Here is a 21,981-nt window from a genome sequence, read left to right as displayed (position 1 = left end):
TGAATCCATTATATGATGAAGAAAATCATTCGTAAACAAAGGAGCAGATGCTTTATGAAAATTGCGGTCATTAATGGCGGAACGCGGTCTGGCGGAAATACGGATCTTCTCGCGGAGAAGGCTGTTCAAGGATTCGATGCGGAATACATTCATTTGCGGAAATATCAGATCCAGCCAATTGAAGATCTGCGTCACGCTCAAGGCGGTTTCCGTTCTGTTCAAGATGACTACGATTCTATCATTGAACGGATATTGCCATGCGATATTCTCGTATTCGCCACCCCAATTTATTGGTTTGGCATGTCAGGGACATTAAAGCTGTTTATTGATCGCTGGTCACAGACGTTGAGAGATCCGCGATTTCCTGATTTTAAAGAGCAAATGTCGGCAAAACAGGCATATGTGATAGCAGCCGGAGGAGATAATCCAAAGATAAAGGGGTTGCCGCTGATAGAACAGTTTGGTCACATTTTTGATTTTATGGGAATGTCATTTGAAGGCTATGTGCTGGGAGAAGGCAATCGTCCCGGCGATATTATATTTGATCAGCAGGCAATAGAAACTGCGGGCAGGCTATTGAAAAGAAGTGATGCCGTGTGAAGCTGCTGTTGTCCGTCATTGTTGGAATGCTTATTCTAGGATTCTTTTTATCTTGGAAAATGCCGCGGTCTGAGAAATGGATACACGTCAAAACAAACTCGTTTCAAGATAAGCAATTTGCCAGAATGTCAGGAAACACGCTGCAAATCAAAAACGTGATCAAAAATGATGCAGGCAAAGAAGCAATTTATATGACAAATGGCATTTCTGGCCCAAAATAAAAAGCACCCTTTGAGGGTGCTTTTTTCTATAAATGAGGAACTACAAGCCCCCCATATAAAAATGCCGCGATAATCAGGAAAGCCGGATGCAGTTTGAATTTTGTCATGCAAAGGAGGGAAATGCCCGCAATCACTAAGGATTGAATCCAGCCGATGGCTTTGATGCCGTCTGCGCCGATTTGCCAAGTGAGAATGAGCATCATGACAGCGATAACAGGCTGAACAGACAGCGTCATGCCTTTGATCACAGGTGATTGGCGAAAGCGCTGAATGATGCGCAGCAGGACGATCAGCGCGAACGCGGACGGCACAACAGTTGCGATTAGCGCAATCAGAAAGCCGGGCCAGCCGCCTGCGCTGTAGCCGACATAAGCGGCGATTTTGGTTGCGATCGGGCCCGGCAATGCATTCGCAAGTGCGAGCATGTTAGAGAATTGGTCGTTTGACAGCCAGCCGTATCTGTTTACGACTTCTTCAAACATCAGCGGGATAGAGGCTGGGCCGCCGCCATATCCCAGAACGTTTGCGATAAAAAATGCTGTGAATAAAAACATAACGATCATGAGGCGGACATTCCTTTATCTTTTGAATGTTTATTTGTGATTTTGTCTTTCAGTTTAAAATGAAATGCTCCGTATGCTAGGAATATGATAATGACAATGCCGGGGTTGATCTGTAACAATTGCAGTCCGATAAAAGCGATGATAAAAAACAGGATTCCGGTGACCCAGCCAAATCCTTTGAGCGCTTTTTGTCCAAACTCATATGCCATAATACCGAGCATAACGGCGATAACCGGCGTCACGGCGCCAATCATGCCGGCGACAACCGCCGAGTGGCTTAAGACGTTTACAGCCGCAAATAAGGCAACCATCGCAAGGCATGTAGGCAAAATGTGGGCAAGAGTAGCGACAATTGCGCCTAGCGTGCCTTTTAGTTTGAATCCCAGGTATGCCGCCATCTTGGTGGCGATCGGTCCGGGGAGTGCATTGGCGATGGCTAATATTTCTCCAAATTCATCATCATCTATCCATTTATATTTATTCACCGCTTCATGGCGGATCAGCGGAATCACCGATGGCCCGCCCCCGAAGCCTAAGATTCCGGTGCGCACCATTGCGGCCGTCATATCCCGATAAGGGTGGTTTTTCATTCGTTTCTCTCCTTTACAGCTTCATTCCCATACGGCTTTTGTACCGTTTGATCAGCATTTGGCAATCAACGCTGACGACACCCTGAAGCGGATACAGCCGTTTCGTTAAAAATTCTTCCATTTCCTGATCATTCGCGAAGATTCCGTGCATGTGCAGCTTGCTCGGGCCAGTCATGTGATAAAGGCTGGTGACCGCGGGTTCTTCTTCAAGCTTTAGAGCGACTTCTTCCAGGAATTGCGGCTCTACCTCGACATTAAAAAACACGGATACATGAATGCCGATTTTAGCTGGATTGATCACCGCTGTGAATTTTTCAATAACGCCTGCTTCAATCAGCTGATTAATACGTGATTGAACTGCAACACGTGATAAATCGACTCTTTTGCCAAGATCCGTATAAGAAATCCTTCCTTCCTCATGCAAAATGGTAAGGATCTGTTTGTCTATCTCATCAAGAACAAGGTTGGGGATTTGATATTCATTGCCCATTTGTTCCACCTGCTTTCGTTTGACTTTTAGTCAATATTTTATCATATAAGTTTCGTTTCGTAAGAGATAATTTAAATTTATTTTCACAATGAACGAGTAAATATTTTTATGTTTACGAAAAGGAGAAAGTTCGTCAGCTTTTCTTCCGGGGCAGTAGATGCGAAAACTCAGGCTCTCTATACTGAAGAAAATCTCTTGCAAAGGAGACTTGTGATGAACAGATCTATTATCGGCACTAAGCAAATGGTCGTCAGTCCGCATTACCTCGCATCACAAGCGGGAAACCGCATTCTGGAGAAGGGAGGAAACGCATTTGACGCCGCTGTCGCCGTGAGCGCTTGTCTGGCGGTTGTCTATCCGCATATGACGGGGCTTGGAGGAGATTCCTTTTGGCTGACCTTTCATCAAAAAACAAAGGCGGTAAGAGTGTACAATGGCAGCGGCCGTTCAGGAAAAAATGTGACGAGAGACGTGTATAAGGAGAAAAATGAGATCCCGCTGCGGGGGATCGACAGCGCAATTACCGTGCCGGGAATGGTCGATAGCTGGGATGCCGTGCTGAAGACATACGGACGGATGTCGCTTTCTGATGTATTGGAGCCTGCACTCAATTATGCTGAAAATGGTTTTCCTGTATCTGCAGATCAGTGCCGGCATACAGCGGCGAATCTTGAACTGCTGGCGTCAACACCTTACACTGCTGATATCTTCACCAAAAACGGCAAAGCACCGGTCCCCGGTGAACGGTTTGTGCAAAAAGAGCTTGGGAACAGCCTGAAACTGATTGCTGAAAGAGGAAGAAGCGCATTTTATGAAGGTGATATCGCTCAGCGGATTGTCTCGTATTTACAGCATAATGGAAGCTATATGACGCTTGATGACTTTACAGCACACAGAGGTGAGTGGATGAAGCCTATATCCTGTGATTACCGGGGGTACAGCGTCTATCAGGCGCCCCCGAATTCCCAAGGTTTTACGGGTTTACTGACGCTGAATATTCTGGAAAACTATGATTTCAGCCAAATTGAACATGGTTCATTTACCTATTATCATGTGCTCGTGGAGGCACTGAAAAAGAGTTTTCTGGATCGGAATGCCGTTCTGACTGATCCGGCGTTTGCTGATATTCCGCTGGAAAGGCTTTTGGACAAAAGCTACGCCAAGCAGCTGGCGGAAGAAATCGGTTATATAGCTGAACCGGCGGAAAGCAGACCGATTGGCAGTGATACCGCCTATGCGGCTGTGATGGATTCGGATGGCAATGCGGTGTCGTTCATTCAAAGCCTTTACTTTGAATTTGGCTCGGCTGTTACTGCCGGGGATACAGGCATTCTCATGCAGAATCGCGGCTCATTTTTCTCATTGGATGAAAATCATGTCAACACACTTGAGCCGAGAAAGCGTAGCTTCCATACGCTGATGCCGGCTATGGTCTGTAAGAACGGGAAACCGAAGATTTTGTACGGTACGCAAGGGGGCGAAGGCCAGCCGCAGACTCAGACCGCGATTATCACCAGAATGCTGGACTATGGAATGCATCCTCAGCAGGCAATCAGCGAACCGCGCTGGGTATGGGGCAGAACGTGGGGCGAGGATTATGAAGGTCTCAGAGTTGAGAACAGAATCGCAGAGAAGACGGTCGACATGCTAAAAGAAAGCGGCCATCTCGTGGAGACAGTCAGTGATTATGACCCGCTGATGGGTCACGCCGCAGCAATCGCAGTGGATGAGGAGGGCTTTCTCCAGGGAGGAGCCGATCCAAGGGGGGATGGGGCGGCTGTTGGGATTTGACAAGCTAAAAAAATAAACTTATGTATATTAAGAGAGCAAGAAACAGGCCAGCATCAATCAGGTGGTACATATATTGTTTATCTTCAGGTCTATACCTCCATTCTATAAATAAGCGTAGAGAATCAATCGAAATAAAAAATAAAAGAAGCATATATCCCACAGGGAAAAAGATCATAGAAAAAACAAACAAAATAAGTAAAAAGATTTCTATTAATCTCTGTGTGCTGCTGACTGGCTTGTACAGCCAGCCTGATTTATGGATACCGAACTTTTTCTTGATAAGAAATTGCAGTGCTGTGCTGAACGATACTATGACCAGAAATAACAGCCAAAAATGAGTACTCATACTAACCCCTCCTAAACTCATCTCTTTATACGTCCGGGGGAGAGGAAATGTTTCATAGAAAAACACCCGGGGATTACTCCGGGTGTTGCATTTTTACAGGATGTGTCTGCTGCTGAAAAATGGTTTTCATTTTATCCCATGCAATTTCTGTGTTTTCATCGAGATCAAAGAGGCCTGAATTGCCGATGATAAAAATGTCATTCCCAGCTTCCGCAAGCATGCGGAAGGTTTTTTCATTACAGGAGCCGTCAACTTCAATGGCATACGTATAATGATTTGTTTCTCTCCACTCTTTAGCCGCACGGATTTTTCCAGTCATTTCTGCGATAAACGGCTGCCCGGCAAAACCCGGATCAACGGTCATAATCGTCAGTTTATCAATCAAATGCACATAAGGGCTGATCCACTCTAGCGGAGTGGCCGGGTTCAATACAATCCCGACCTTTGCGCCATGATCTTTGATGTTGTGTATCAGCCGAAACGCCGAACGGTTAATGGTTTCGGCATGAACGCTAATGTAATCAGCGCCGGCCTCTGCTGTCATATTGATAAAATCCTCCGGCCTTTCAACCATCAGGTGGGCATCAATCGGGAGAGCTGTCATCGTTCTGAGCTGGCTGATGAAAAATGGAGACAGCGTAATGTTTTTGACAAAATGGCCGTCCATGATGTCAATATGATACATATCGGCACGGCTGTTTAGAATGGTGATCTGCTCGTTGAATTTTGTTAAATCCATACACATCAGAGAAGGTGAAAATAAATGTTTCATGACGCATCCCTCACTTTAATTGAAGAATTGTATGATCCAGCCAAGAAGAATCCCGATAATGCCAAAGTCTGAATCGCCGTAAGTCGTGCCTTCAAATCCGAGCGAGCCAAGAACCGGCAGAAGAAGCGCAGGCAGAAAAGAAATGAGAATGCCATTGGCAAACGCACCGAGTACAGCCCCCCGCACTCCGCCGGTTGCATTTCCGTAAACTCCCGCCGCCGCTCCTGTAAAGAAATGCGGTACAAGTCCCGGGACAATAACACTGAGACCGAAGACTGGAAGAAGAAAAATGGACACAATACCCGCCAGGAAGCTGGATAAAAATCCGATAATCACAGCGTTTGGCGCAAAAGGAAAAACCGTCGGACAGTCAAGAGCGGGTTTGGCGCCTTTCACTAGCTTCTCTGCGATGCCTTTAAAAGCAGGGACAATTTCCGCGATTACCATCCGAACCCCCGCCAAGATGACATATACCCCAGCAGCGAACGTAATGGCCTGCATAAAGGAATAAACGAGAAAATGGCTTCCGCCGCTCAACGATGATTCAATAAAATCCTTTCCGGCGAAAGGAGCAACAATAAAGAAAAGGAGTGCCATCGTTAAAGAAATGGAGACTGACGTATCCCGCAGAAATCCTAATGATTTCGGAACTTTGATATCCTCAGTCGAATGAGATGGATTGCCCGCATGTTTGCCGATGAATCCAGCAATAAAATAGCCGGCAGAACCGAAATGGCCGAGAGCGAGATCATCGCTTCCTGAAATTTTTTTTGTGTACGGCTGAAGGATGGCGGGTGACAGCACCATTAGCCCCCCAAGAATAATGGCGCCCGCAGCAATGAGAGGAACACCGCTGATGCCGCCGGTAATCAGCACGGCGGAGATCAATGAAGCCATGTAGAGAATATGATGGCCGGTTAAGAAAATATATTTAAATGGCGTGAGACGCGCCAGCAATATGTTAACAATCATTCCGAAGATCATAATGAGTGCCGTTTCCGTACCAAACGTTTTTTGAGCAATGGCTGATATTGCATCTGTATTTGGTACGACGCCTTTAATGTGAAATGCTTTTTCGAACATGCTGCCGAACACGGCTAGTGAATTTGAGACAATCGCCGCCCCGGCGCTGAGAATGACGAATCCCATTGCCGTTTTCAGTGTGCCCGATACGGTATCCGCAGCGTTTTTTTTCTTTTGCAGAAGCAGACCGGCTAAGGCAAAAAGTCCAATTAAAATAGCAGGAGTTCCCAGGAAATCGTTAATCAAAAAATCAAGCATCAGATGCACCCCCGTCGTCTATGTTTTTGTGTGTTACAAGTTGGTAAGGATGGCTTCTTTGATTTCTTTCTGGTCCAGCAGGTTTTTGAGTCCGACAACGTTACGCGTTCCATCGTCAAGACCTGACACAATATCGGCTGATCCTAGATACAGATCCGCTTGCTCCGTTTTGCTTGAAGTGAGGTCTGTATGTGTAACATCAGCGCTGATGTTCAGTTCATCAATGATTTTTTTCACATTCATTTCAACAATAAAGCTTGATCCAAGTCCGTTTCCGCAAACAATTAAGATTTTTTTCATTTGAATCACTCCTAGTTTGAGTATTTTTGAATCATTGGCAGCACATCTTCTGCCGATTGAGCGTTAATCAGCAATTGAATGTTTTCCGGATCACCCAGCATATTCGTGAGCTGGGAGAGGGCTTTCAAATGGGTGTCATTGTCGATTGCCGCGAGCACGATAATCAGCTGGACTGAATGCTCGGGCCGGTCTGAAAAGGAAACGGCTTGGTTCAGTCTCAGAAAGCTTATGCCGATTTGATTCACACCGTCTTCAGGCCTCGCGTGCGGGATGGCTACATTCGGCGTAATGACGATATATGGGCCCAGTGTCTGAATCGTGGCAATCATGGCATCGACGTATTGCGGGGTAACAGACCCGTCATCCAAAAGCGGCTTTGCCGCCATGCGGACGGCATCCTCCCAACAGGGGGCAGAGTCGGCCATCGTTATATGGTTAGGTGTCATTAATTCAGCAAGCATTGGTTTGCGGTTCGCCTCCTTTTCATGTTTGTGCGGCTGTCCTAAATACTCGGTCAGTTCTTGCATCAGCTCTGTTTTATGAATGCCTTCTGCATGTTTTTCGATGATGCTCATGATGTCATGAACACTTGGGTGGAAATGGGAAGCGCTGTTTGAGAGCGCATCTACTTTTTTCAGCAGGCTGATCTTTTCTTTGCTGTTCAGTATGGGATTAACGATGAGCACAGGCACCCCTCTGTCTGGCAGCGGAACAGTTGAGATCAGGACATCCGTTTCAAGCGTCATGGTTTCATAGACACGGCTTGATACGGTTTTCAGAATATCGACATTCGGCAGAAGATCTTCAATTTGGCTCTGCAAAATTTTTGAAGTGCCGATGCCGCCCGGACAGACAATAACCGCTGTTTTTCTATGTGAGGGCGCGACCCCTTCGCGTTTCATCCAGCCTCCGAAATGCATGGCGATAAAAGCTGTTTCTTCACTGCTGACAGGTTTTCTTAATTCTTTTTGAAGGTGATGAACGACTTTTTTTGTTAAGCAGAAAATATCACTGTATTTCGTTTTGATGGAGGCAGCTACATCACTCTCATGAGGGGTGATATCATATTTAATCCTGTAATAAGCTGATTTCAAATGAAGCACCAGATGTTTTTTTAGATTTTCCGGGTCCTGAAAAAGCACGCAGGCGTAACGCTGGAAATCGACAATCATTTTGTCCGCGATATCATGTATCACATCCAGCTCACCTGCAATGAGACTTGAAGCGGGGAACTGACTGATTTTAGCCCCTAACAGATGGATCGTGAAGTAGCACATCTCTTGATCAGAAATAAAGGCTTTTTCCGGCAGTTCCGCGGCCGCCGCCCGAACGGCCGCTTCATATTCCTTCGTTTGCCTGATGGCGTATTGCTCTTCTTGTTCTAGAGTGATTTCTTTTCCCGCCTTTAATCTGATCAGAAATAACGTAAAGTGCACACTTAAGCCCGCGAGAACATGATCAGCAAATTTCATGTGAAGAAGCTTTTCGAAAGTCAGCAGCATAGACCGCATGGTTTGGATCTGCTGTTCACAAGCAGCCGGATCGGGACAAAGATCGGTAACGGCCGCAGTGCTGCTGCTTTTTTGCATGAGCTGATTTGCGTATTCTGCCAGCAGTTTTCGCTTTTGCAGCTCTAATCCTGAGAAGAAATACCCCTTTTCTTTGGTAAAGGAAAGAACGATGCCGAATGTCTTCAGCTTTTCGCGAATATGCTTCATATCCTGAATGGCGGTGTTGCGGCTGACATGATTTTCGTCAATGAAGTTCTGCAAAAGTAACCGTCTGTTTCTCGTTAAAATGCGCAGGATCACTCTTGCCTGCCTTTCTGAGGGAGAATATTCATAACTTGAATTTGTCAGCGTTTTCATTTCTGATGTCAGCATTTTTTTCGTTTGGTCTTCTAAATAAAATCCTGCTGAACGCCTTCTTTTGATCGGTGTCAGTCCGGTCTCTTTCAGCCAGCCGTTAATTTTTTCAATGTCATAATACAGTGTTCTCCTTGAAATTTTTAATTGCTCCGTTAATTCGCCGCAAGTAACATAGCTGGTTGTGTTGAGAACCTGATGAAGAATGGCTGATCTTCTTTGGTCTAAAGGCATGCCCATCAGCTCCTTATGTGCAGGTGATATCAGTCTGCCGTCCTTCTCTTCGTGCGGGCTTATTTCAATTGTAATGGGGGGCATCTGAATTTATAAGACCAAATCAGTGCAAACGGTTTGTGCAAATATGATTCCTGCAAACAAAAAAAGCCAGGCACATGCTGCGCCGGCTTTTTTAAATAACGGTGTCTTTTTGACTAGTTTCTTCTATATAAATAGTCCTTTTAAGAACTCGGACGAATCAATGTAAATTCTTCACCGAGTTTTGCATAATGGTTTCCGGCTAATCTGGAAGCCGGCTTTAATTCGTTCGTCAAAATATACCCTTTTTCTGCTTCATACACCTTCTCATCGAGGTGAAAACAGACAACTCTGCCAATAAGCAGATCAGCTGTGGTCACACCATGATCATTGTCGAAGGTGATATGCCGTTCGAGCTTGCATTCAAAACGAATGCGGGCTTCTTGAATGCCGGGCACTGAAACAGCCGTGCTCTCTACAGAATGGAGAGAGGTGCGTGTCATTTCACTTTCGTCCGGCCCTAAACTTGCCGCCGTTTCATTGATGTCTTCAATGATGGCTTCATCACTGACATGGACGACAAATTCACCGTTTTCTATCGCGTTTCTGGCTGTGTCTTTTTGCCGGCCTTCTGATCGGTTAACAGAAATACTGAGTAGCGGAGGATCTGAGCTGACCACGTTATAGAAACTGAAAGGTGCCGCATTGATTGCCCCGCCTGAAGAAAGTGTTGTAACAAATGCGATCGGGCGCGGAATAACGGCTCCTGACAGCAGCTTATACGTCTCTTTGGCACTAAGCTCTTCTGCTTGAAATATGTACACAACAACACCGCCTTTATTGTAAGAGTACCATGATTATAACGAAATCCATTCAAGGAAACCAAATGATGCGGGTTGCATATGCTATGTCATGACATATAACTGATATAGGGGAATTAGAAAATAGGCTACCGTACGTATGCCGGAGCCTATGATGACAGTTTCATTATCTATATTTCTTTTTGACTACCCAGCAATTGCCGTCTTTCCAGAACTCTTTTTTGCTGTCGTAATCATCTTTTTTGCGGTGATGGTCATTTTTGCAGTGTTTTTTGTAAGGTTTTTTCTTAAAAGAACAATAAGATTTTTTGTGAGAACGGTACGACTTTTTGTAGCTGCGTGATCTTTTCTTGTGAGAACAGAATGATTTTTTGTAGCTGCGGGATTTTCTGTGAGAACAGAATGATTTTTTGTAGCTGCGAGATTTCTTGTGTGAGCAGTAAGATTTTTTGTAGCTGCGAGATTTCTTGTGAGAACAGTAAGATTTTTTGTAGCTGCGAGATTTCTTGTGAGAACAGTAAGATTTTTTGTAGCTGCGAGATTTCTTGTGAGAACAGTAAGATTTTTTATGGCTGCGAGATTTCTTGTGTGAGCAGTAAGATTTTTTATGGCTGCGAGATTTTTTGTGAGAGCGGTGCGACTTTTTATGACTGCGTTTTTTTCCACGAGGCTCTTGGTATAAATAAGTTTTTAAACCTTCTTTTTTTGCGGATTTCACCGCTTCTTTGATATCAGAATGGGAATAGTGGCCCAATTGAAATCCTCCTTTTTTTAATTTGTTTAAGGATGAAGATCCTTACTACACACATAGTACGCACGATTGTAAAAAGTGTATAAGTGTTCCGCTGAGATCTCACAAAAATAAAAGCCTAATTTTGAAGGGGGACTACGGATGAAGAATCAATCAAATTTGCCTCTGTATCAGCTGTTTATTCATCCAAAAGACTTAAGGGAATTAAAAAAGGATATATGGGACGATGAACCGGTTCCGGCTGTGTTGAAAGTGAATCAGAAAAGATTTGATATCGACATCGCTTATCGCGGATCTCATATTAGAGATTTCAAAAAGAAGTCGTACCATATTTCCTATTATCAGCCGAAAACATTTCGCGGCGCCCGCGAGGTTCACTTGAATGCGGAATATAAAGATCCTTCCATGGTAAGAAACAAATTGTCTCTCGATTTTTTCTCAGAGCTGGGGACGCTGTCTCCAAGGGCAGAATTTGTGTTTTTAAAGGTAAATGGGAAGAATGAAGGAGTGTATCTTGAGCTTGAATCCGTGGATGAATATTATTTAAGGAAAAGGAAGCTGGCGGACGGAGCGATTTTTTACGCGGTTGATGATGATGCTAATTTTTCTCTCGTGAGTGATTTGGAGAGGGAAACGAAGAAGTCGCTTGAGCATGGGTATGAAAAGAAGACAGGGACCGAGGAAGACGATTTTTATTTACAGGATATGATTTTTAAAATTAATACTGTCCCTAAAGCCAAATTTAAATCAGAAGTGACAAAGCATGTGAATATCGATAAGTATTTGCGCTGGCTGGCCGGCATTGTGTTCACCTCAAACTATGACGGGTTTGTCCATAATTACGCTTTGTACAGAAGCGGGGAAACCGGATTATTTGAAGTGATTCCTTGGGACTATGATGCCACCTGGGGCAGGGATATCCATGGAGAGCGGATGGCTGCAGATTACGTAAGAATTCAAGGATTTAATACATTGACCGCCCGCATTTTGGATGAACCCGAATTTCGCAAATCCTATAAGCATCTCCTAGAAAAAACGCTCCAATCTCTTTTTACAATTGAATATATGAAACCAAAAATATTGGCGCTTTATGATCAAATCAGGCCGTTTGTCCTGATGGACCCATATAAAAAGAGTGATATTGAACGTTTTGACCGTGAGCCGGAAGTAATTTTTGAGTATATTAAAAACCGTTCACAATACATCAAAAGCAATTTAAGTATTTTGTGAATCCATGATTATAGGTATTCGCTGAAAATCAGACAATTAGGCTATTGAATTAGTTCAAGAAATAACTGTGACACGTATATATGCAATATATTTATCATCTATGTATAAATGACTAGGAGGGTAATGAATGAGCAAGAGGAGAATGAAAAATCATTCAAATCATGATATATCTTACTATCATTTTTTGCATTCAATGCAAGATAAAATTGTCACTGTATATCGAGGAGGTCCCGAATCTAAAAAAGGAAAATTGGTAGCTGTAAAATCCGATTATATCGCTTTACAAACTGAAAAAAAAACCATTTATTATCAATTGGATCATGTAAAAAGTATTACAGAGGATACCAATAATAGCACAACAACAATTGAGACGGCAGAAATGGCTGATGCTGATGATTTTCACAGCTTAATCGGACAATTAATGAACCAATCCGTTCAATTAAATCAAGGCGGTCCGGAATCTAAAAAAGGAAGTTTGGTGTGGCTAGGAGATGATTACGCTGCGTTAAACACAAGTGAGGATGGAGTAGTTTATTTTAATATTCATCACATAAAAAGCATAAGTAAACATGAGTCCGCTTTAAATAAAGAAGGACATACGCCAAGTGTCTTGGAAGCTGATAACCTAAACGAAGTTTTTAAGAGTTTAACTCATAAATGGGTTTCGATTAATCGAGGAGGACCAGAAGCAATTGAAGGTATCCTCGTAGATAATGCGGACGGTCATTATACTTTAGTGAAAAATCAAGAAGTGCTTCGCATATATCCTTTTCATATCAAGAGCATCAGCTTAGGCCCAAAAGGCTCTTACAAAAAAGGTGATCAAAAGAAAGAACATGATGATAAAGAAGAAAGCAAAAATGATATAGACCAAAAACAAGAAAAAGAGGGGGACAGTAGCTCGTTAACATCTTCAAAATCACATAGCTCATCAAGTTCGTCCAAATCAAATAAACGGTCACCGAAATCTTCAGATTATCAATCATCAACATATGATCGTTCATCAGACACCAGCAGTTCGTCCAAATCATATCGGTCACCAAGATCTTCAGATTATCAATCGTCAACATATGATCGTTCATCAGGCACCAAAAGTTCATCCAAATCATATCGGTCATCAAGATCTTCAGATTATCAATCGTCAACATATGATCGTTCATCAGATACCAGAAGTTCGTCCAAATCATATCGGTCACCAAGATCTTCAGATTATCAATCGTCAACATATGATCGTTCATCAGACACCAAAAGTTCGTCCAAATCATATCGGTCATCAAGATCTTCAGATTATCAATCGTCAACATATGATCGTTCATCAGACACCAAAAGTTCATCCAAATCATATTGGTCACCAAGATCTTCAGATTATCATAGCACCGGAAGCCAAAAGGAAGATTATAGCTATGAAACGATTGTCAAAACGATAGACTATCATTGGAAGCGCAAATTTTAATAGATAATGAAGGTGCATCAATAAAGTGATGCCCTTTTTCATTCAATTAAAGGGGGAGAATGGTGAAAGGTTTGAATCAATTTCTTGACACAGATGTTGATGTTGTCATTTCAGGAGATACAAGATTTGTTGGCACACTTATAGATATTGGACAGGATATTTTTGTTATATTTAATGGCTGCAATTATCTTTATATTCCCTTGCTGCATCTCCATCAAATGAATAAAGCAATAATAAATACGAATACTGAGAAACCAATTTTAAGAGAACCGGAAGATACAATAATGCAGGCGGAAAATAATAGTTTTTCTTACAGAAACACATTAAACAATGTGAAAGGCAAATTTATTGAAGTTTATGTAACTGGGGATCGGTCGATACATGGATATGTTACCAGTGTTTTAAATGATTATATTGTATTTTTTTCACCTGTATTTAAAACACTTTTTATATCTATGCATCACTTAAAATGGTTTACCCCTTATTCAACAGAGCAAACGCCGTACACTCTTGACAACTCTCAATTGCCTGTCGTACCTTCCAGTGTTTCACTTGTACGTAATTTTGAGGAGCAGATCAAAAAATATGTTGGCCAATTGGTTATATTTGATATGGGGGAAGTGCCAGAAAAAGTCGGCCTATTAAAAGATGTATCTAATAATATCATTGAGCTTATTAACGCAAGTGGAAAGTCAATCATTTGGAAGTTAAATCATCTAAAGACAATGCATCTCCCCTAGCGTAGCCTCTACTGAAAATAAACTGCCCTCGAATAGCAGAAGGCAGTTTTTTATTTCATATACTGCTAAAGAAATAACCAACTGATCCAAAAATATAAACATGTTAATGTAAAAAGAACAGTCAGCGGAATGATTAAAATGGTTGTTTTTAAATATTCACCCCAAGAAATACTTTCATCATGCTGTTTTAAAATATGCATCCAAATAAGTGTTGCTAATGTTCCTATAGGTAATAATAAGGAACCAATATCACTGCCGATAATATTTGCCAAGTAGATGATTTTTGCTGTTGAAGGATTCAGGCTCATTTCTGTTAAAGTAAAAGTACTGATCATTAAAGCCGGATGGTTGTTGAATAGATTCGAAAAAACAGAGGTAGAGATACCTGATACAAAAGTAGCGTAGGAGAGGCTTCCAGAAACCATCGGTTTGAAATAATTTACAATTAATTCAGTAAATCCTATATTGTGCAGCCCATAAATGAGGACATACATAGTAAAAGCAAAAATAAAAATGTGCCAAGGTGCCTTGAAGAACAAGTCTCTGGGAGAGGTTTTGAAATAAACCCATCTCCAGGCCAAAAGGATAATTGATCCGATGACAGCGACAAGAGGAACGGAGATACCGGTATATGACGCGGCAAATAAGCTGATTCTGACGAGAAAAACAAATGCGAGTACAAATAACATTATTTTTGTTTGATTTCGTTCTGGGAATGGAGCTGATGGCGAATGAAGGGGATGGTACCTTCTGTGTCGCAGAGACTGAAAATGGTTCGGTATATCCGGCAGGCTTTTAGGAAGACGTTTATAAAAGAAAATAAACAGTAGACAAGCCATAAAAATGAGTCCCATCATACTAGGGACAAACATCATGGCAGTGTGCAGGTATAGATCCATTCCAATCATTTTGAGAGAAATTAAATTTACAATATTACTTACGCCGATCGGTGCGCTGGAGGCTGTAGCTATTAAAACGCCGCTTATTAGATAAGGGGTTTTTTGATGTTTTTTCAAACCTAAATATTTTAAAACCAGCAAAAGGATGGGGGTTGTGATCAAAACGCTCCCATCATTATTTAGGAAAATGGTCATTAAAAAGCAAAGTGAATTGGTTAACCAAAAAAGCTTGATGCCTGATCCCCTGGATTGTTGGAGCAGCTTTGCAGCCACCCAATAAAAGAACCCAAAACTTTCTAATGCAATGGCCATGATCATTGTGGCAAGAATTGTGACCGATGCACCCGTGACTTTTGATCCTATTTCTCCTAAGTCGGTCAATGACACACTTCCGCATAATAACACCATTAAAGCGCCTATTGTTGCGGGGATAGCTTCATTTAATCCTTTCGGTCTCCAGAAAATAAAAATCATTGTTATGAAAAAAGCGAGCAATGTTAATATACTCGTGAACTGTGTAATATATTTCACCTCTCTATCTATCATTCTAAAATCAAACGATTGTCATACGCTTACTAGTATCCTTGCCAACTATTTGTACTGTATGTATACGTATACTGATATGAAGTTGTACTAAGCGATTATATTATATTAATTAAAATTCCATGAGAATCCCAAAAGAAAAAAGAGTTCGCAAGTATCATTTCAGGTACTTGCATCACTCTCTTTAGTTCTTAACTGCTGACAATTTGAAATATTAATAAATTGCTTCAAAAGCGGATTTTGATTGTCTTTGCGATAGGCGATAACCCATTCGGCATTCAGCTGTATTTTATCTATTGTTCGATAAGTCACATCCAAGTTAAATAATTTTTTAGCTGAGGAAGGTACAAATGTAATCCCGATGCCGGCGCTGACTAATCCAATGACCATTTGATATTCAGTCGCTTCTTGTACAATGTTTGGCTTAAAGCCAGCCTGCTCACAAAATTGGATGAAATCAATGTATAAAGTAGGCCATGCTTCCTTGGCTACAGTAATAATCGGTTCATCTCTCAAATCTTCAATTGTAATGGCTTCCTTAGATGTTAACGGGTGTTGTTTAGGCAGTGCTAAAACACAAGGGCTGCTTTGGGCGATTTCAGTATGCAATGCTGTGTGCTGTAAAGGAGGATGAAGTATACCAATATCAATGTTGCCCTTTAGCAGCTCCTCTTGCTGCCTAAACGAGGATATTTCACGTAATTCTATTTTTACTGATGGGAATTTTTTACGATATTCCCGGACAATCGGCGGCAGAAATTCATATGTAGCTGATCCGACAAAACCGATAACGAGATGGCCGTGCTCGCCGCGAGCCGTCCGCTGTGCCAATTCAATCGCTTGATCAATTTGCATCAAAGCCGTGCGGCAGTGATTTAAAAATATTTCTCCGGCTGCGGTTAGTTCCACAAATCGTTTTGTCCTCTTCAGAAGCGTCACCCCGACTTCTTTTTCCAGCTGTTTGATCTGCTGGCTGAGAGGAGGCTGTGTCATGTTCAGCCGAAGCGCAGCTTTCCCGAAATGAAGCTCTTCGGCAACTGCGATAAAGTATTGAAGGTGGCGAAGCTCCATCAATCATGCATTCCTTTCTTAGGTTAATAATTCGTAATACATATTAATCATAAGTCGAATTGATATTGGAGGTCAATTTACAAAGAGTGTATAGTGAAACGTATCACAAGATTTATTTAAATTTTTATGTTTAAAATGCATAATAAGGAGTGAGGGTGTTGACAAAAGCAACAAAAGAACAAAAATCCCTTGTGAAAAACAGAGGGGCGGAGCTTGTTGTTGATTGCTTAGTGGAGCAAGGTGTCACACATGTATTTGGCATTCCAGGTGCAAAAATTGATGCGGTATTTGACGCTTTACAAGATAAAGGGCCTGAGATCATTGTTGCACGGCATGAACAAAATGCGGCATTTATGGCGCAGGCTGTAGGCCGTTTAACTGGAAAACCGGGAGTCGTTTTAGTCACATCAGGACCGGGTGCTTCTAACCTGGCAACGGGACTGCTGACTGCAAACACTGAAGGTGACCCTGTCGTTGCGCTTGCTGGGAACGTTATCCGTGCCGATCGTTTAAAACGGACTCATCAATCATTGGATAATGCGGCGTTATTTCAGTCGATTACAAAATACAGTGTAGAGGTTCAAGACGTAAAAAACATACCGGAAGCTGTTACAAATGCATTTAGAGCAGCGTCAGCAGGTCAGGCTGGGGCCGCTTTTGTGAGCTTTCCGCAAGATGTTGTGAATGAAGTCACAAACACCAAAAACGTGCGTGCAGTGGCAGCGCCAAAACTTGGCCCTGCACCAGATGATGCAATCAGTGCGGCTATCGCAAAAATCCAAACAGCAAAACTTCCTGTTGTTTTAGTCGGAATGAAAGGCGGAAGACCTGAAGCGATTAAAGCGGTTCGCAAGCTTTTGAAAAAGGTTCAGCTTCCATTCGTAGAAACATATCAGGCTGCCGGGACTCTTACAAGAGAGTTAGAGGATCAATATTTCGGCCGTATCGGTTTATTCCGCAACCAGCCAGGCGATCTGTTGCTTGAGCAGGCTGATGTTGTTCTGACAATCGGCTATGACCCAATTGAATACGATCCGAAATTCTGGAATGTCAATGGAGACCGGACGATTATCCATCTGGATGAGATTCTGGCTGACATTGATCATGCTTACCAGCCTGAGCTTGAATTGATCGGGGATATCCCATCTACTTTGGATCATATCGAACATGATGCTGTAAAAGTGGATTTTGCGGAACGTGAGCAAAAAATCCTGTCTGATCTAAAAGAATATATGCATGAGGGAGAGCAGGTGCCTGCAGATTGGAAGTCAGACAGACTGCATCCTCTTGAAATCGTTAAAGCATTACGAAACGCAGTCGATGATAACGTCACAGTGACATGTGATATCGGTTCGCACGCGATTTGGATGTCCCGTTATTTCCGCAGCTATGAGCCGTTAACATTAATGATCAGTAACGGTATGCAAACACTTGGTGTTGCGCTTCCGTGGGCAATCGGTGCTTCATTGGTGAAACCGGGAGAAAAAGTCGTTTCTGTCTCTGGTGACGGCGGTTTCTTATTCTCGGCAATGGAGCTAGAGACAGCGGTGCGCTTAAAAGCTCCAATTGTACACATTGTATGGAACGACAGCACATATGACATGGTTGCATTCCAGCAATTGAAAAAATACAATCGTACATCTGCAGTCGAGTTCGGAAACATCGATATCGTGAAATATGCGGAAAGCTTCGGGGCAACCGGTTTGCGTGTCGAATCACCAGACCAGCTGGAAGATGTTCTGCGTCAAGCCATGAATGCTGAAGGCCCTGTTATCATTGATGTCCCAGTTGACTACAGTGATAACGTTAATTTAGCGAGTGACAAGCTCCCAAAAGAATTTGGAGAACTGATGAAAACAAAAGCTCTCTAGCACTCTGCGCACCAAGACACTGTTTTCGAAGAACAGCACATTACTAAAGGAGTGAAGGGAATATGAAACAAGAAAGCAACATTCAAATGCTGAGCCGCGGCAAAAAAGAACAGCCCGTTAGCCAAATTTATCAAGTATCAACAATGACTTCTCTTTTAGACGGAGTATATGACGGCGATTTTGAACTGTCAGATATTCCGAAATACGGGGACTTCGGTATCGGAACCTTTAACAAGCTTGATGGAGAGCTGATTGGATTTGACGGCGAATTTTACCGTCTTCGTTCCGACGGCACTGCGACGCCTGTGCAAAGCGGAGACCGCTCTCCGTTTTGCTCATTTACGTTCTTTACACCGGATATGACGCACAAAATTGATGCGAAAATGACACGTGAAGAATTTGAAAAAGAAATCAACAGCATTCTGCCAAGTAAAAACCTATTTTATGCCATCCGTATTGACGGATTGTTTAAAAAAGTGCAGACAAGAACGGTAGAACTGCAAGAAAAACCATATGTGCCAATGATTGAAGCGGTCAAAACACAGCCGATTTTCAACTTCGACAACATCAGAGGCACAATCGTTGGTTTCTTGACTCCTGCTTATGCGAACGGAATCGCCGTTTCTGGCTATCACCTGCACTTCATTGACGAAGGACGAAATTCAGGCGGACACGTCTTTGATTATGTGCTTGAGGATTGCACGGTTACGATTTCTCAAAAAATGAACATGAATCTCAGACTTCCAAATACACCAGATTTCTTTAATGCCAATCTGGATAACCCGGATTTCGCCAAAGATATCGAAACGACTGAAGGAAGCCCAGAATAAAAAAAGCAAGCCCGCACATGTGCAGGGCTTGCTTTTTATTTGGCACTTTACCTGATTTTAGTTAAAATAACATTAAAATGATAAAGGTGTGGGTCTCATTGAAAATACTGGTTTTGGCTGTTCATCCTCAAATGGAAACCTCAGTCGTCAATAAGGCGTGGGCAGAGGAATTAAGTAAACATGACAATATCACTGTACGGGAGCTTTATAAGGAATATCCGGATGAAGCCATTGATGTTGCCAAAGAGCAGCAGCTGTGCGAGCAATATGATCGCATTGTGTTCCAATTCCCGCTTTATTGGTACAGCTCACCGCCGCTTCTTAAAAAATGGCAGGATCTTGTGCTGACATACGGCTGGGCCTTCGGGTCAGAAGGGAAAGCTCTGCATGGCAAAGAGCTGATGCTGGCTGTTTCCACAGGAAGCGAAGCGGAAAAGTATCAGGCGGGCGGAGGGAATCATTATTCAATCAGTGAGCTCCTGAAGCCGTTTCAGGCGACAAGCAATTTGATTGGCATGACATATCTCCCGCCATATGTGTTTTATGGCGTGAAATACGCAAATGCTGAGGATATTGCGATCAGTGCAAAACGGTTAGCTGATTATATCCAGCAGCCTTTTTCTTAAAAAAGAAACGCCCTGTCCGGATTGGGACAGGGCTTTCTCTATTAAAAATCAGGTAATTCAGATAGGTTATTATCCTTTATGCCGTCTGGTTCACTTCGTAAAATGTCACGTCCGTATTTATGAAATACATCAACGTGAGCGATCTTTCCCGTTTTTGCTTCTGATAGCGCAGTGGGATAGTCCAGTTCTCTTCCTGTGTTCGTTTTCACCGCGATAATATTGTCTTCCTCATTTCTTCTGACCGCGACAATTTCTTCTTTTCCGGACGTATCAAATGACTGATCGATATTTGTTTGTTTGGATTTATACGATTCATATGCCGCTTCAAATTGATCCATTTTTCCACCTCCATCCTTTAACGTAAACAAAAATGCTGTTGATCATGTATAGGTTTCGACACGGCATACGACAATATTTCCTGAGAAATATTTTGAATGCGACAATTCAATCCATAATTAGCGAAGAAAAAAGGGATTCCGTTCTGTAAACGGAATCCCTTTCGGTTATTTTGACATTTGCAGGTCCTTTGTTTTGATATAACCTGTCTTACCGCCGTAATCTGCATAGACCCAATCAAAGTCAAAGCCGCCTTTTTTTGTTTTACTCCAGCCTAAAATAGATACGCTTGTGTTAGCCGGGAGTGTCTTGATGCTTTTTCCTTCAGCGGATGTATATGCTTTCGTCTTTGTTTTGGTTTTTACTGTTGTTGCTGCCTTTACAATGTAATGAGTGGAGACAAAGCCTGTCTTTCCGTTTTTGTAATGAACCTTGGCCCAATCAGCGTTTGAAAACGAAATGAGCTTTAAGCTGTCGCCCAGATGAAGTGTGTCGGCTTTAGCGCTTGAAGCGGAGGCCTTTGTTCTGACATTCAGAGCCTCTGCTGAAACCAAGTAGGAATCAATCGGATAGCTGTATAAATCATCAATGCTTACGTTTGTTTCTGGCTGTTGTGCATGAATTGTGTTTGCGCCGCCGGCAGAAGCCGCAGTTATTCCGGCTGCAAGTGCAAGTGTAGACAGTATTTTCGTGGGTTTGTTCATTGCGTTCCTCTCCTCACATAAGAGAAATAATCATTTCTATTATTCCTTTCACGTTTTGGCCGGTTGCTAAACATAAAAAAGGATCAGATAAAGATCTGATCCTTTGCATTATTTTTTCGTTTCCAGTTTCAGAGGCGCTGATATTGTTTTCTTAACTTTCTTTCCATGTAAAATCTGAACCGCTGCTTCCGTTGCCAGTTTACCAATCAATTCAGGCTGCTGAGCGACAGTGGCTGAGAGCTTACCGTCTTTAATCGAAGAAATCGCATCCTTATTTCCGTCAAAACCGACGACTAAAATATCTTTGCCGGAGCTGTTAATCGCTTCGAGAGCTCCAAGCGCCATTTCATCATTATGAGCGAAAACTGCTTGGATATCCGGGTGTCCTTGGAGCAGGTTTTCCATGACAGTCAGGCCTTTAGTACGGTCAAAGTCAGCTGATTGTTTTGTGACAACGTCCAGCTTTTGATCTGCGATTTTGTGAAAGCCTGAACCGCGTTCCCGTGTAGCGGAGGCACCCGGAACGCCTTCAAGCTCTGCCACCTTAGCACCTTTTCCAAGCTTGTCTGCGATGAAATCTGCGGCCATTTCTCCGCCTTTTACATTGTCTGAAGCCACGAGGGTTTCTACTTTGCCTTGTTCAGCGGACCGGTCGATGGAGACGACAGGCACACCGATCGAATTTGCAGACTCTACTGCCGTTGAAATAGCCGAAGAATCAGTTGGATTGATTAACAGGGCATCAACGCCTTGCTGAATTAAGTCCTCCACATCACTTGTCTGCTTGGAGGAATCATTTTGTGCATCGACGATGATGACCTTCATTCCGCGCTTTTCCGCTTCTTTTTCAATTCCCTTTTTTAAAGAAACAAAAAAGGGATTGTTAAGCGTTGAGATCGACAAGCCGATGGTAAATTCCTTTTTATTATCTGAGTTTGACGGCTTCGCCCATTGGGGAGGCTCGAGCGAACAGGCGCTCAATACAAACAGTGACAGTGCCAAAATGACGGATACAGCCTTTTTCATGTAAAA

The 21,981-nt window shown here is 42.8% G+C and carries 24 protein-coding genes; 9 read left to right on the top strand and 15 right to left on the bottom strand.

All coding sequences use genetic code 11. The features are described from left to right. Window positions 1-54: 54 nt before the first annotated feature. Together UJ203_RS11895 and UJ203_RS11890 are read left to right on the top strand one after the other, a co-directional pair. Window positions 55-600: a flavodoxin family protein gene (locus tag UJ203_RS11895; RefSeq protein ID WP_322011018.1), complete on the top strand. Its 546-nt coding sequence runs from the start codon at window positions 55-57 to the stop codon at window positions 598-600. Continuing rightward, complete coding sequence (locus UJ203_RS11890) at window positions 597-821, top strand: hypothetical protein (RefSeq protein ID WP_322011016.1); 225 nt, start codon at window positions 597-599, stop codon at window positions 819-821. The genes UJ203_RS11895 and UJ203_RS11890 overlap by 4 nt, the downstream gene beginning before the upstream one ends. 26 nt (window positions 822-847) lie before the next feature. Here UJ203_RS11890 and UJ203_RS11885 read toward each other — a convergent pair whose 3' ends face one another. From UJ203_RS11885 to chrS, 3 genes are read right to left on the bottom strand one after another with little or no spacing between them, the layout of a single operon-like run. Continuing rightward, complete coding sequence (locus tag UJ203_RS11885; protein WP_095712855.1) at window positions 848-1,384, bottom strand: chromate transporter; 537 nt, start codon at window positions 1,382-1,384, stop codon at window positions 848-850. After that, the gene (chrB, locus tag UJ203_RS11880) at window positions 1,381-1,974 is read right to left on the bottom strand and encodes a chromate efflux transporter subunit ChrB (protein WP_024123093.1); all 594 of its coding nucleotides are present in this window, start codon (window positions 1,972-1,974) and stop codon (window positions 1,381-1,383) included. The genes UJ203_RS11885 and chrB overlap by 4 nt, the downstream gene beginning before the upstream one ends. A gap of 13 nt (window positions 1,975-1,987) precedes the next feature. Continuing rightward, window positions 1,988-2,464, bottom strand: a complete 477-nt coding sequence (gene chrS, locus UJ203_RS11875; RefSeq protein ID WP_024123092.1) for a chromate efflux transcriptional regulator ChrS — start codon at window positions 2,462-2,464, stop codon at window positions 1,988-1,990. A gap of 213 nt (window positions 2,465-2,677) precedes the next feature. On the opposite strand from chrS, the gene ggt reads away from it, so the two are divergent. Beyond that, window positions 2,678-4,255 (top strand): gamma-glutamyltransferase, encoded by a 1,578-nt coding sequence (gene ggt, locus UJ203_RS11870; protein WP_322011013.1) that lies wholly within the window; start codon window positions 2,678-2,680, stop codon window positions 4,253-4,255. Between the two features lie 4 nt (window positions 4,256-4,259). Here the strand turns inward: ggt and UJ203_RS11865 are convergent, their stop codons facing one another. From UJ203_RS11865 to cotG, 7 genes are all read right to left on the bottom strand, one after another. Then, window positions 4,260-4,601, bottom strand: coding sequence for a DUF4181 domain-containing protein (locus UJ203_RS11865; RefSeq protein WP_322011011.1), 342 nt, complete (start codon window positions 4,599-4,601; stop codon window positions 4,260-4,262). 73 nt (window positions 4,602-4,674) lie between these two features. Then, window positions 4,675-5,373 (bottom strand): D-allulose 6-phosphate 3-epimerase, encoded by a 699-nt coding sequence (gene alsE / locus UJ203_RS11860; RefSeq protein ID WP_322011010.1) that lies wholly within the window; start codon window positions 5,371-5,373, stop codon window positions 4,675-4,677. A gap of 15 nt (window positions 5,374-5,388) precedes the next feature. Then, window positions 5,389-6,654 carry a PTS ascorbate transporter subunit IIC gene (locus UJ203_RS11855; protein ID WP_322011009.1) on the bottom strand — a complete coding sequence of 422 codons (1,266 nt, stop codon included), beginning with the start codon at window positions 6,652-6,654 and terminating at the stop codon, window positions 5,389-5,391. 33 nt (window positions 6,655-6,687) lie between these two features. After that, window positions 6,688-6,954: a PTS sugar transporter subunit IIB gene (locus UJ203_RS11850; RefSeq protein ID WP_024123087.1), complete on the bottom strand. Its 267-nt coding sequence runs from the start codon at window positions 6,952-6,954 to the stop codon at window positions 6,688-6,690. Between the two features lie 11 nt (window positions 6,955-6,965). Further along, on the bottom strand, window positions 6,966-9,053 hold the full coding sequence (locus UJ203_RS11845; RefSeq protein WP_322011005.1) for a BglG family transcription antiterminator: 2,088 nt from the start codon (window positions 9,051-9,053) through the stop codon (window positions 6,966-6,968). Window positions 9,054-9,277: 224 nt separating this feature from the next. Further along, window positions 9,278-9,898, bottom strand: coding sequence for a flavin reductase family protein (locus tag UJ203_RS11840; protein WP_322011003.1), 621 nt, complete (start codon window positions 9,896-9,898; stop codon window positions 9,278-9,280). Window positions 9,899-10,061: 163 nt separating this feature from the next. Beyond that, on the bottom strand, window positions 10,062-10,649 hold the full coding sequence (gene cotG, locus UJ203_RS11835) for a spore coat protein CotG (RefSeq protein ID WP_322011001.1): 588 nt from the start codon (window positions 10,647-10,649) through the stop codon (window positions 10,062-10,064). Between the two features lie 138 nt (window positions 10,650-10,787). Between cotG and cotH the strand changes: the two genes are divergently transcribed. From cotH to UJ203_RS11820, 3 genes are all read left to right on the top strand, one after another. Beyond that, complete coding sequence (gene cotH, locus UJ203_RS11830) at window positions 10,788-11,876, top strand: spore coat protein CotH (RefSeq protein ID WP_322010999.1); 1,089 nt, start codon at window positions 10,788-10,790, stop codon at window positions 11,874-11,876. A gap of 127 nt (window positions 11,877-12,003) precedes the next feature. Continuing rightward, window positions 12,004-13,329 (top strand): spore coat protein CotH, encoded by a 1,326-nt coding sequence (locus UJ203_RS11825; RefSeq protein ID WP_322010997.1) that lies wholly within the window; start codon window positions 12,004-12,006, stop codon window positions 13,327-13,329. A 62-nt stretch (window positions 13,330-13,391) separates the two neighbouring features. Beyond that, a complete protein-coding gene (locus UJ203_RS11820) occupies window positions 13,392-14,069 on the top strand; it encodes a DUF2642 domain-containing protein (protein ID WP_216393931.1) in 678 nt (225 codons plus the stop codon). A 65-nt stretch (window positions 14,070-14,134) separates the two neighbouring features. On the opposite strand, the gene UJ203_RS11815 is transcribed toward UJ203_RS11820, so the two are convergent. Together UJ203_RS11815 and alsR are read right to left on the bottom strand one after the other, a co-directional pair. Then, entirely contained in the window at window positions 14,135-15,463 is a 1,329-nt protein-coding gene (locus tag UJ203_RS11815) for an arsenic transporter (RefSeq protein ID WP_322010993.1), read from the bottom strand. 210 nt (window positions 15,464-15,673) lie between these two features. Continuing rightward, window positions 15,674-16,582: an acetoin biosynthesis transcriptional regulator AlsR gene (alsR, locus tag UJ203_RS11810; RefSeq protein WP_024123080.1), complete on the bottom strand. Its 909-nt coding sequence runs from the start codon at window positions 16,580-16,582 to the stop codon at window positions 15,674-15,676. A 158-nt stretch (window positions 16,583-16,740) separates the two neighbouring features. Here alsR and alsS point away from each other — a divergent pair, with 158 nt between their 5' ends. The 3 genes from alsS (at window position 16,741) to UJ203_RS11795 (ending at window position 19,909) form a co-directional block, all read left to right on the top strand. Then, window positions 16,741-18,453: an acetolactate synthase AlsS gene (gene alsS / locus UJ203_RS11805; protein ID WP_322010990.1), complete on the top strand. Its 1,713-nt coding sequence runs from the start codon at window positions 16,741-16,743 to the stop codon at window positions 18,451-18,453. Window positions 18,454-18,515: 62 nt separating this feature from the next. After that, window positions 18,516-19,283, top strand: a complete 768-nt coding sequence (gene budA / locus UJ203_RS11800; RefSeq protein ID WP_024123078.1) for an acetolactate decarboxylase — start codon at window positions 18,516-18,518, stop codon at window positions 19,281-19,283. A gap of 98 nt (window positions 19,284-19,381) precedes the next feature. Then, window positions 19,382-19,909 carry an NAD(P)H-dependent oxidoreductase gene (locus UJ203_RS11795; RefSeq protein WP_044159591.1) on the top strand — a complete coding sequence of 176 codons (528 nt, stop codon included), beginning with the start codon at window positions 19,382-19,384 and terminating at the stop codon, window positions 19,907-19,909. Window positions 19,910-19,950: 41 nt separating this feature from the next. Here UJ203_RS11795 and UJ203_RS11790 read toward each other — a convergent pair whose 3' ends face one another. From UJ203_RS11790 to rbsB, 3 genes are all read right to left on the bottom strand, one after another. Continuing rightward, window positions 19,951-20,247 carry a DUF3892 domain-containing protein gene (locus UJ203_RS11790; RefSeq protein ID WP_322010986.1) on the bottom strand — a complete coding sequence of 99 codons (297 nt, stop codon included), beginning with the start codon at window positions 20,245-20,247 and terminating at the stop codon, window positions 19,951-19,953. Between the two features lie 165 nt (window positions 20,248-20,412). Beyond that, on the bottom strand, window positions 20,413-20,949 hold the full coding sequence (locus tag UJ203_RS11785) for an SH3 domain-containing protein (protein ID WP_322010984.1): 537 nt from the start codon (window positions 20,947-20,949) through the stop codon (window positions 20,413-20,415). 108 nt (window positions 20,950-21,057) lie between these two features. Beyond that, the gene (rbsB, locus tag UJ203_RS11780) at window positions 21,058-21,975 is read right to left on the bottom strand and encodes a ribose ABC transporter substrate-binding protein RbsB (RefSeq protein WP_322010982.1); all 918 of its coding nucleotides are present in this window, start codon (window positions 21,973-21,975) and stop codon (window positions 21,058-21,060) included. Between the last annotated feature and the right edge of the window lie 6 nt (window positions 21,976-21,981).

It is taken from the genome of Bacillus sp. V26 (assembly GCF_034296245.1).
Taxonomy (GTDB): domain Bacteria; phylum Bacillota; class Bacilli; order Bacillales; family Bacillaceae; genus Bacillus; species Bacillus halotolerans.
This window is presented reverse-complemented; position numbering and strand designations above follow the sequence as displayed.

What these genes read in the sequence shown, in the direction of transcription:
- UJ203_RS11845 (WP_322011005.1), bottom strand. Translation starts at nt 9,053, where the DNA reads ATGCCTTTAGACCAAAGAAGATCAGCCATTCTTCATCAGGTTCTCAAC.
- UJ203_RS11785 (WP_322010984.1), bottom strand. Translation starts at nt 20,949, where the DNA reads ATGAACAAACCCACGAAAATACTGTCTACACTTGCACTTGCAGCCGGA.
- UJ203_RS11850 (WP_024123087.1), bottom strand. Translation starts at nt 6,954, where the DNA reads ATGAAAAAAATCTTAATTGTTTGCGGAAACGGACTTGGATCAAGCTTT.
- UJ203_RS11895 (WP_322011018.1), top strand. Translation starts at nt 55, where the DNA reads ATGAAAATTGCGGTCATTAATGGCGGAACGCGGTCTGGCGGAAATACG.
- UJ203_RS11790 (WP_322010986.1), bottom strand. Translation starts at nt 20,247, where the DNA reads ATGGATCAATTTGAAGCGGCATATGAATCGTATAAATCCAAACAAACA.
- UJ203_RS11885 (WP_095712855.1), bottom strand. Translation starts at nt 1,384, where the DNA reads ATGATCGTTATGTTTTTATTCACAGCATTTTTTATCGCAAACGTTCTG.
- chrB (WP_024123093.1), bottom strand. Translation starts at nt 1,974, where the DNA reads ATGAAAAACCACCCTTATCGGGATATGACGGCCGCAATGGTGCGCACC.
- UJ203_RS11855 (WP_322011009.1), bottom strand. Translation starts at nt 6,654, where the DNA reads ATGCTTGATTTTTTGATTAACGATTTCCTGGGAACTCCTGCTATTTTA.
- budA (WP_024123078.1), top strand. Translation starts at nt 18,516, where the DNA reads ATGAAACAAGAAAGCAACATTCAAATGCTGAGCCGCGGCAAAAAAGAA.
- UJ203_RS11865 (WP_322011011.1), bottom strand. Translation starts at nt 4,601, where the DNA reads ATGAGTACTCATTTTTGGCTGTTATTTCTGGTCATAGTATCGTTCAGC.
- rbsB (WP_322010982.1), bottom strand. Translation starts at nt 21,975, where the DNA reads ATGAAAAAGGCTGTATCCGTCATTTTGGCACTGTCACTGTTTGTATTG.
- ggt (WP_322011013.1), top strand. Translation starts at nt 2,678, where the DNA reads ATGAACAGATCTATTATCGGCACTAAGCAAATGGTCGTCAGTCCGCAT.
- UJ203_RS11825 (WP_322010997.1), top strand. Translation starts at nt 12,004, where the DNA reads ATGAGCAAGAGGAGAATGAAAAATCATTCAAATCATGATATATCTTAC.
- cotH (WP_322010999.1), top strand. Translation starts at nt 10,788, where the DNA reads ATGAAGAATCAATCAAATTTGCCTCTGTATCAGCTGTTTATTCATCCA.
- alsR (WP_024123080.1), bottom strand. Translation starts at nt 16,582, where the DNA reads ATGGAGCTTCGCCACCTTCAATACTTTATCGCAGTTGCCGAAGAGCTT.
- chrS (WP_024123092.1), bottom strand. Translation starts at nt 2,464, where the DNA reads ATGGGCAATGAATATCAAATCCCCAACCTTGTTCTTGATGAGATAGAC.
- alsE (WP_322011010.1), bottom strand. Translation starts at nt 5,373, where the DNA reads ATGAAACATTTATTTTCACCTTCTCTGATGTGTATGGATTTAACAAAA.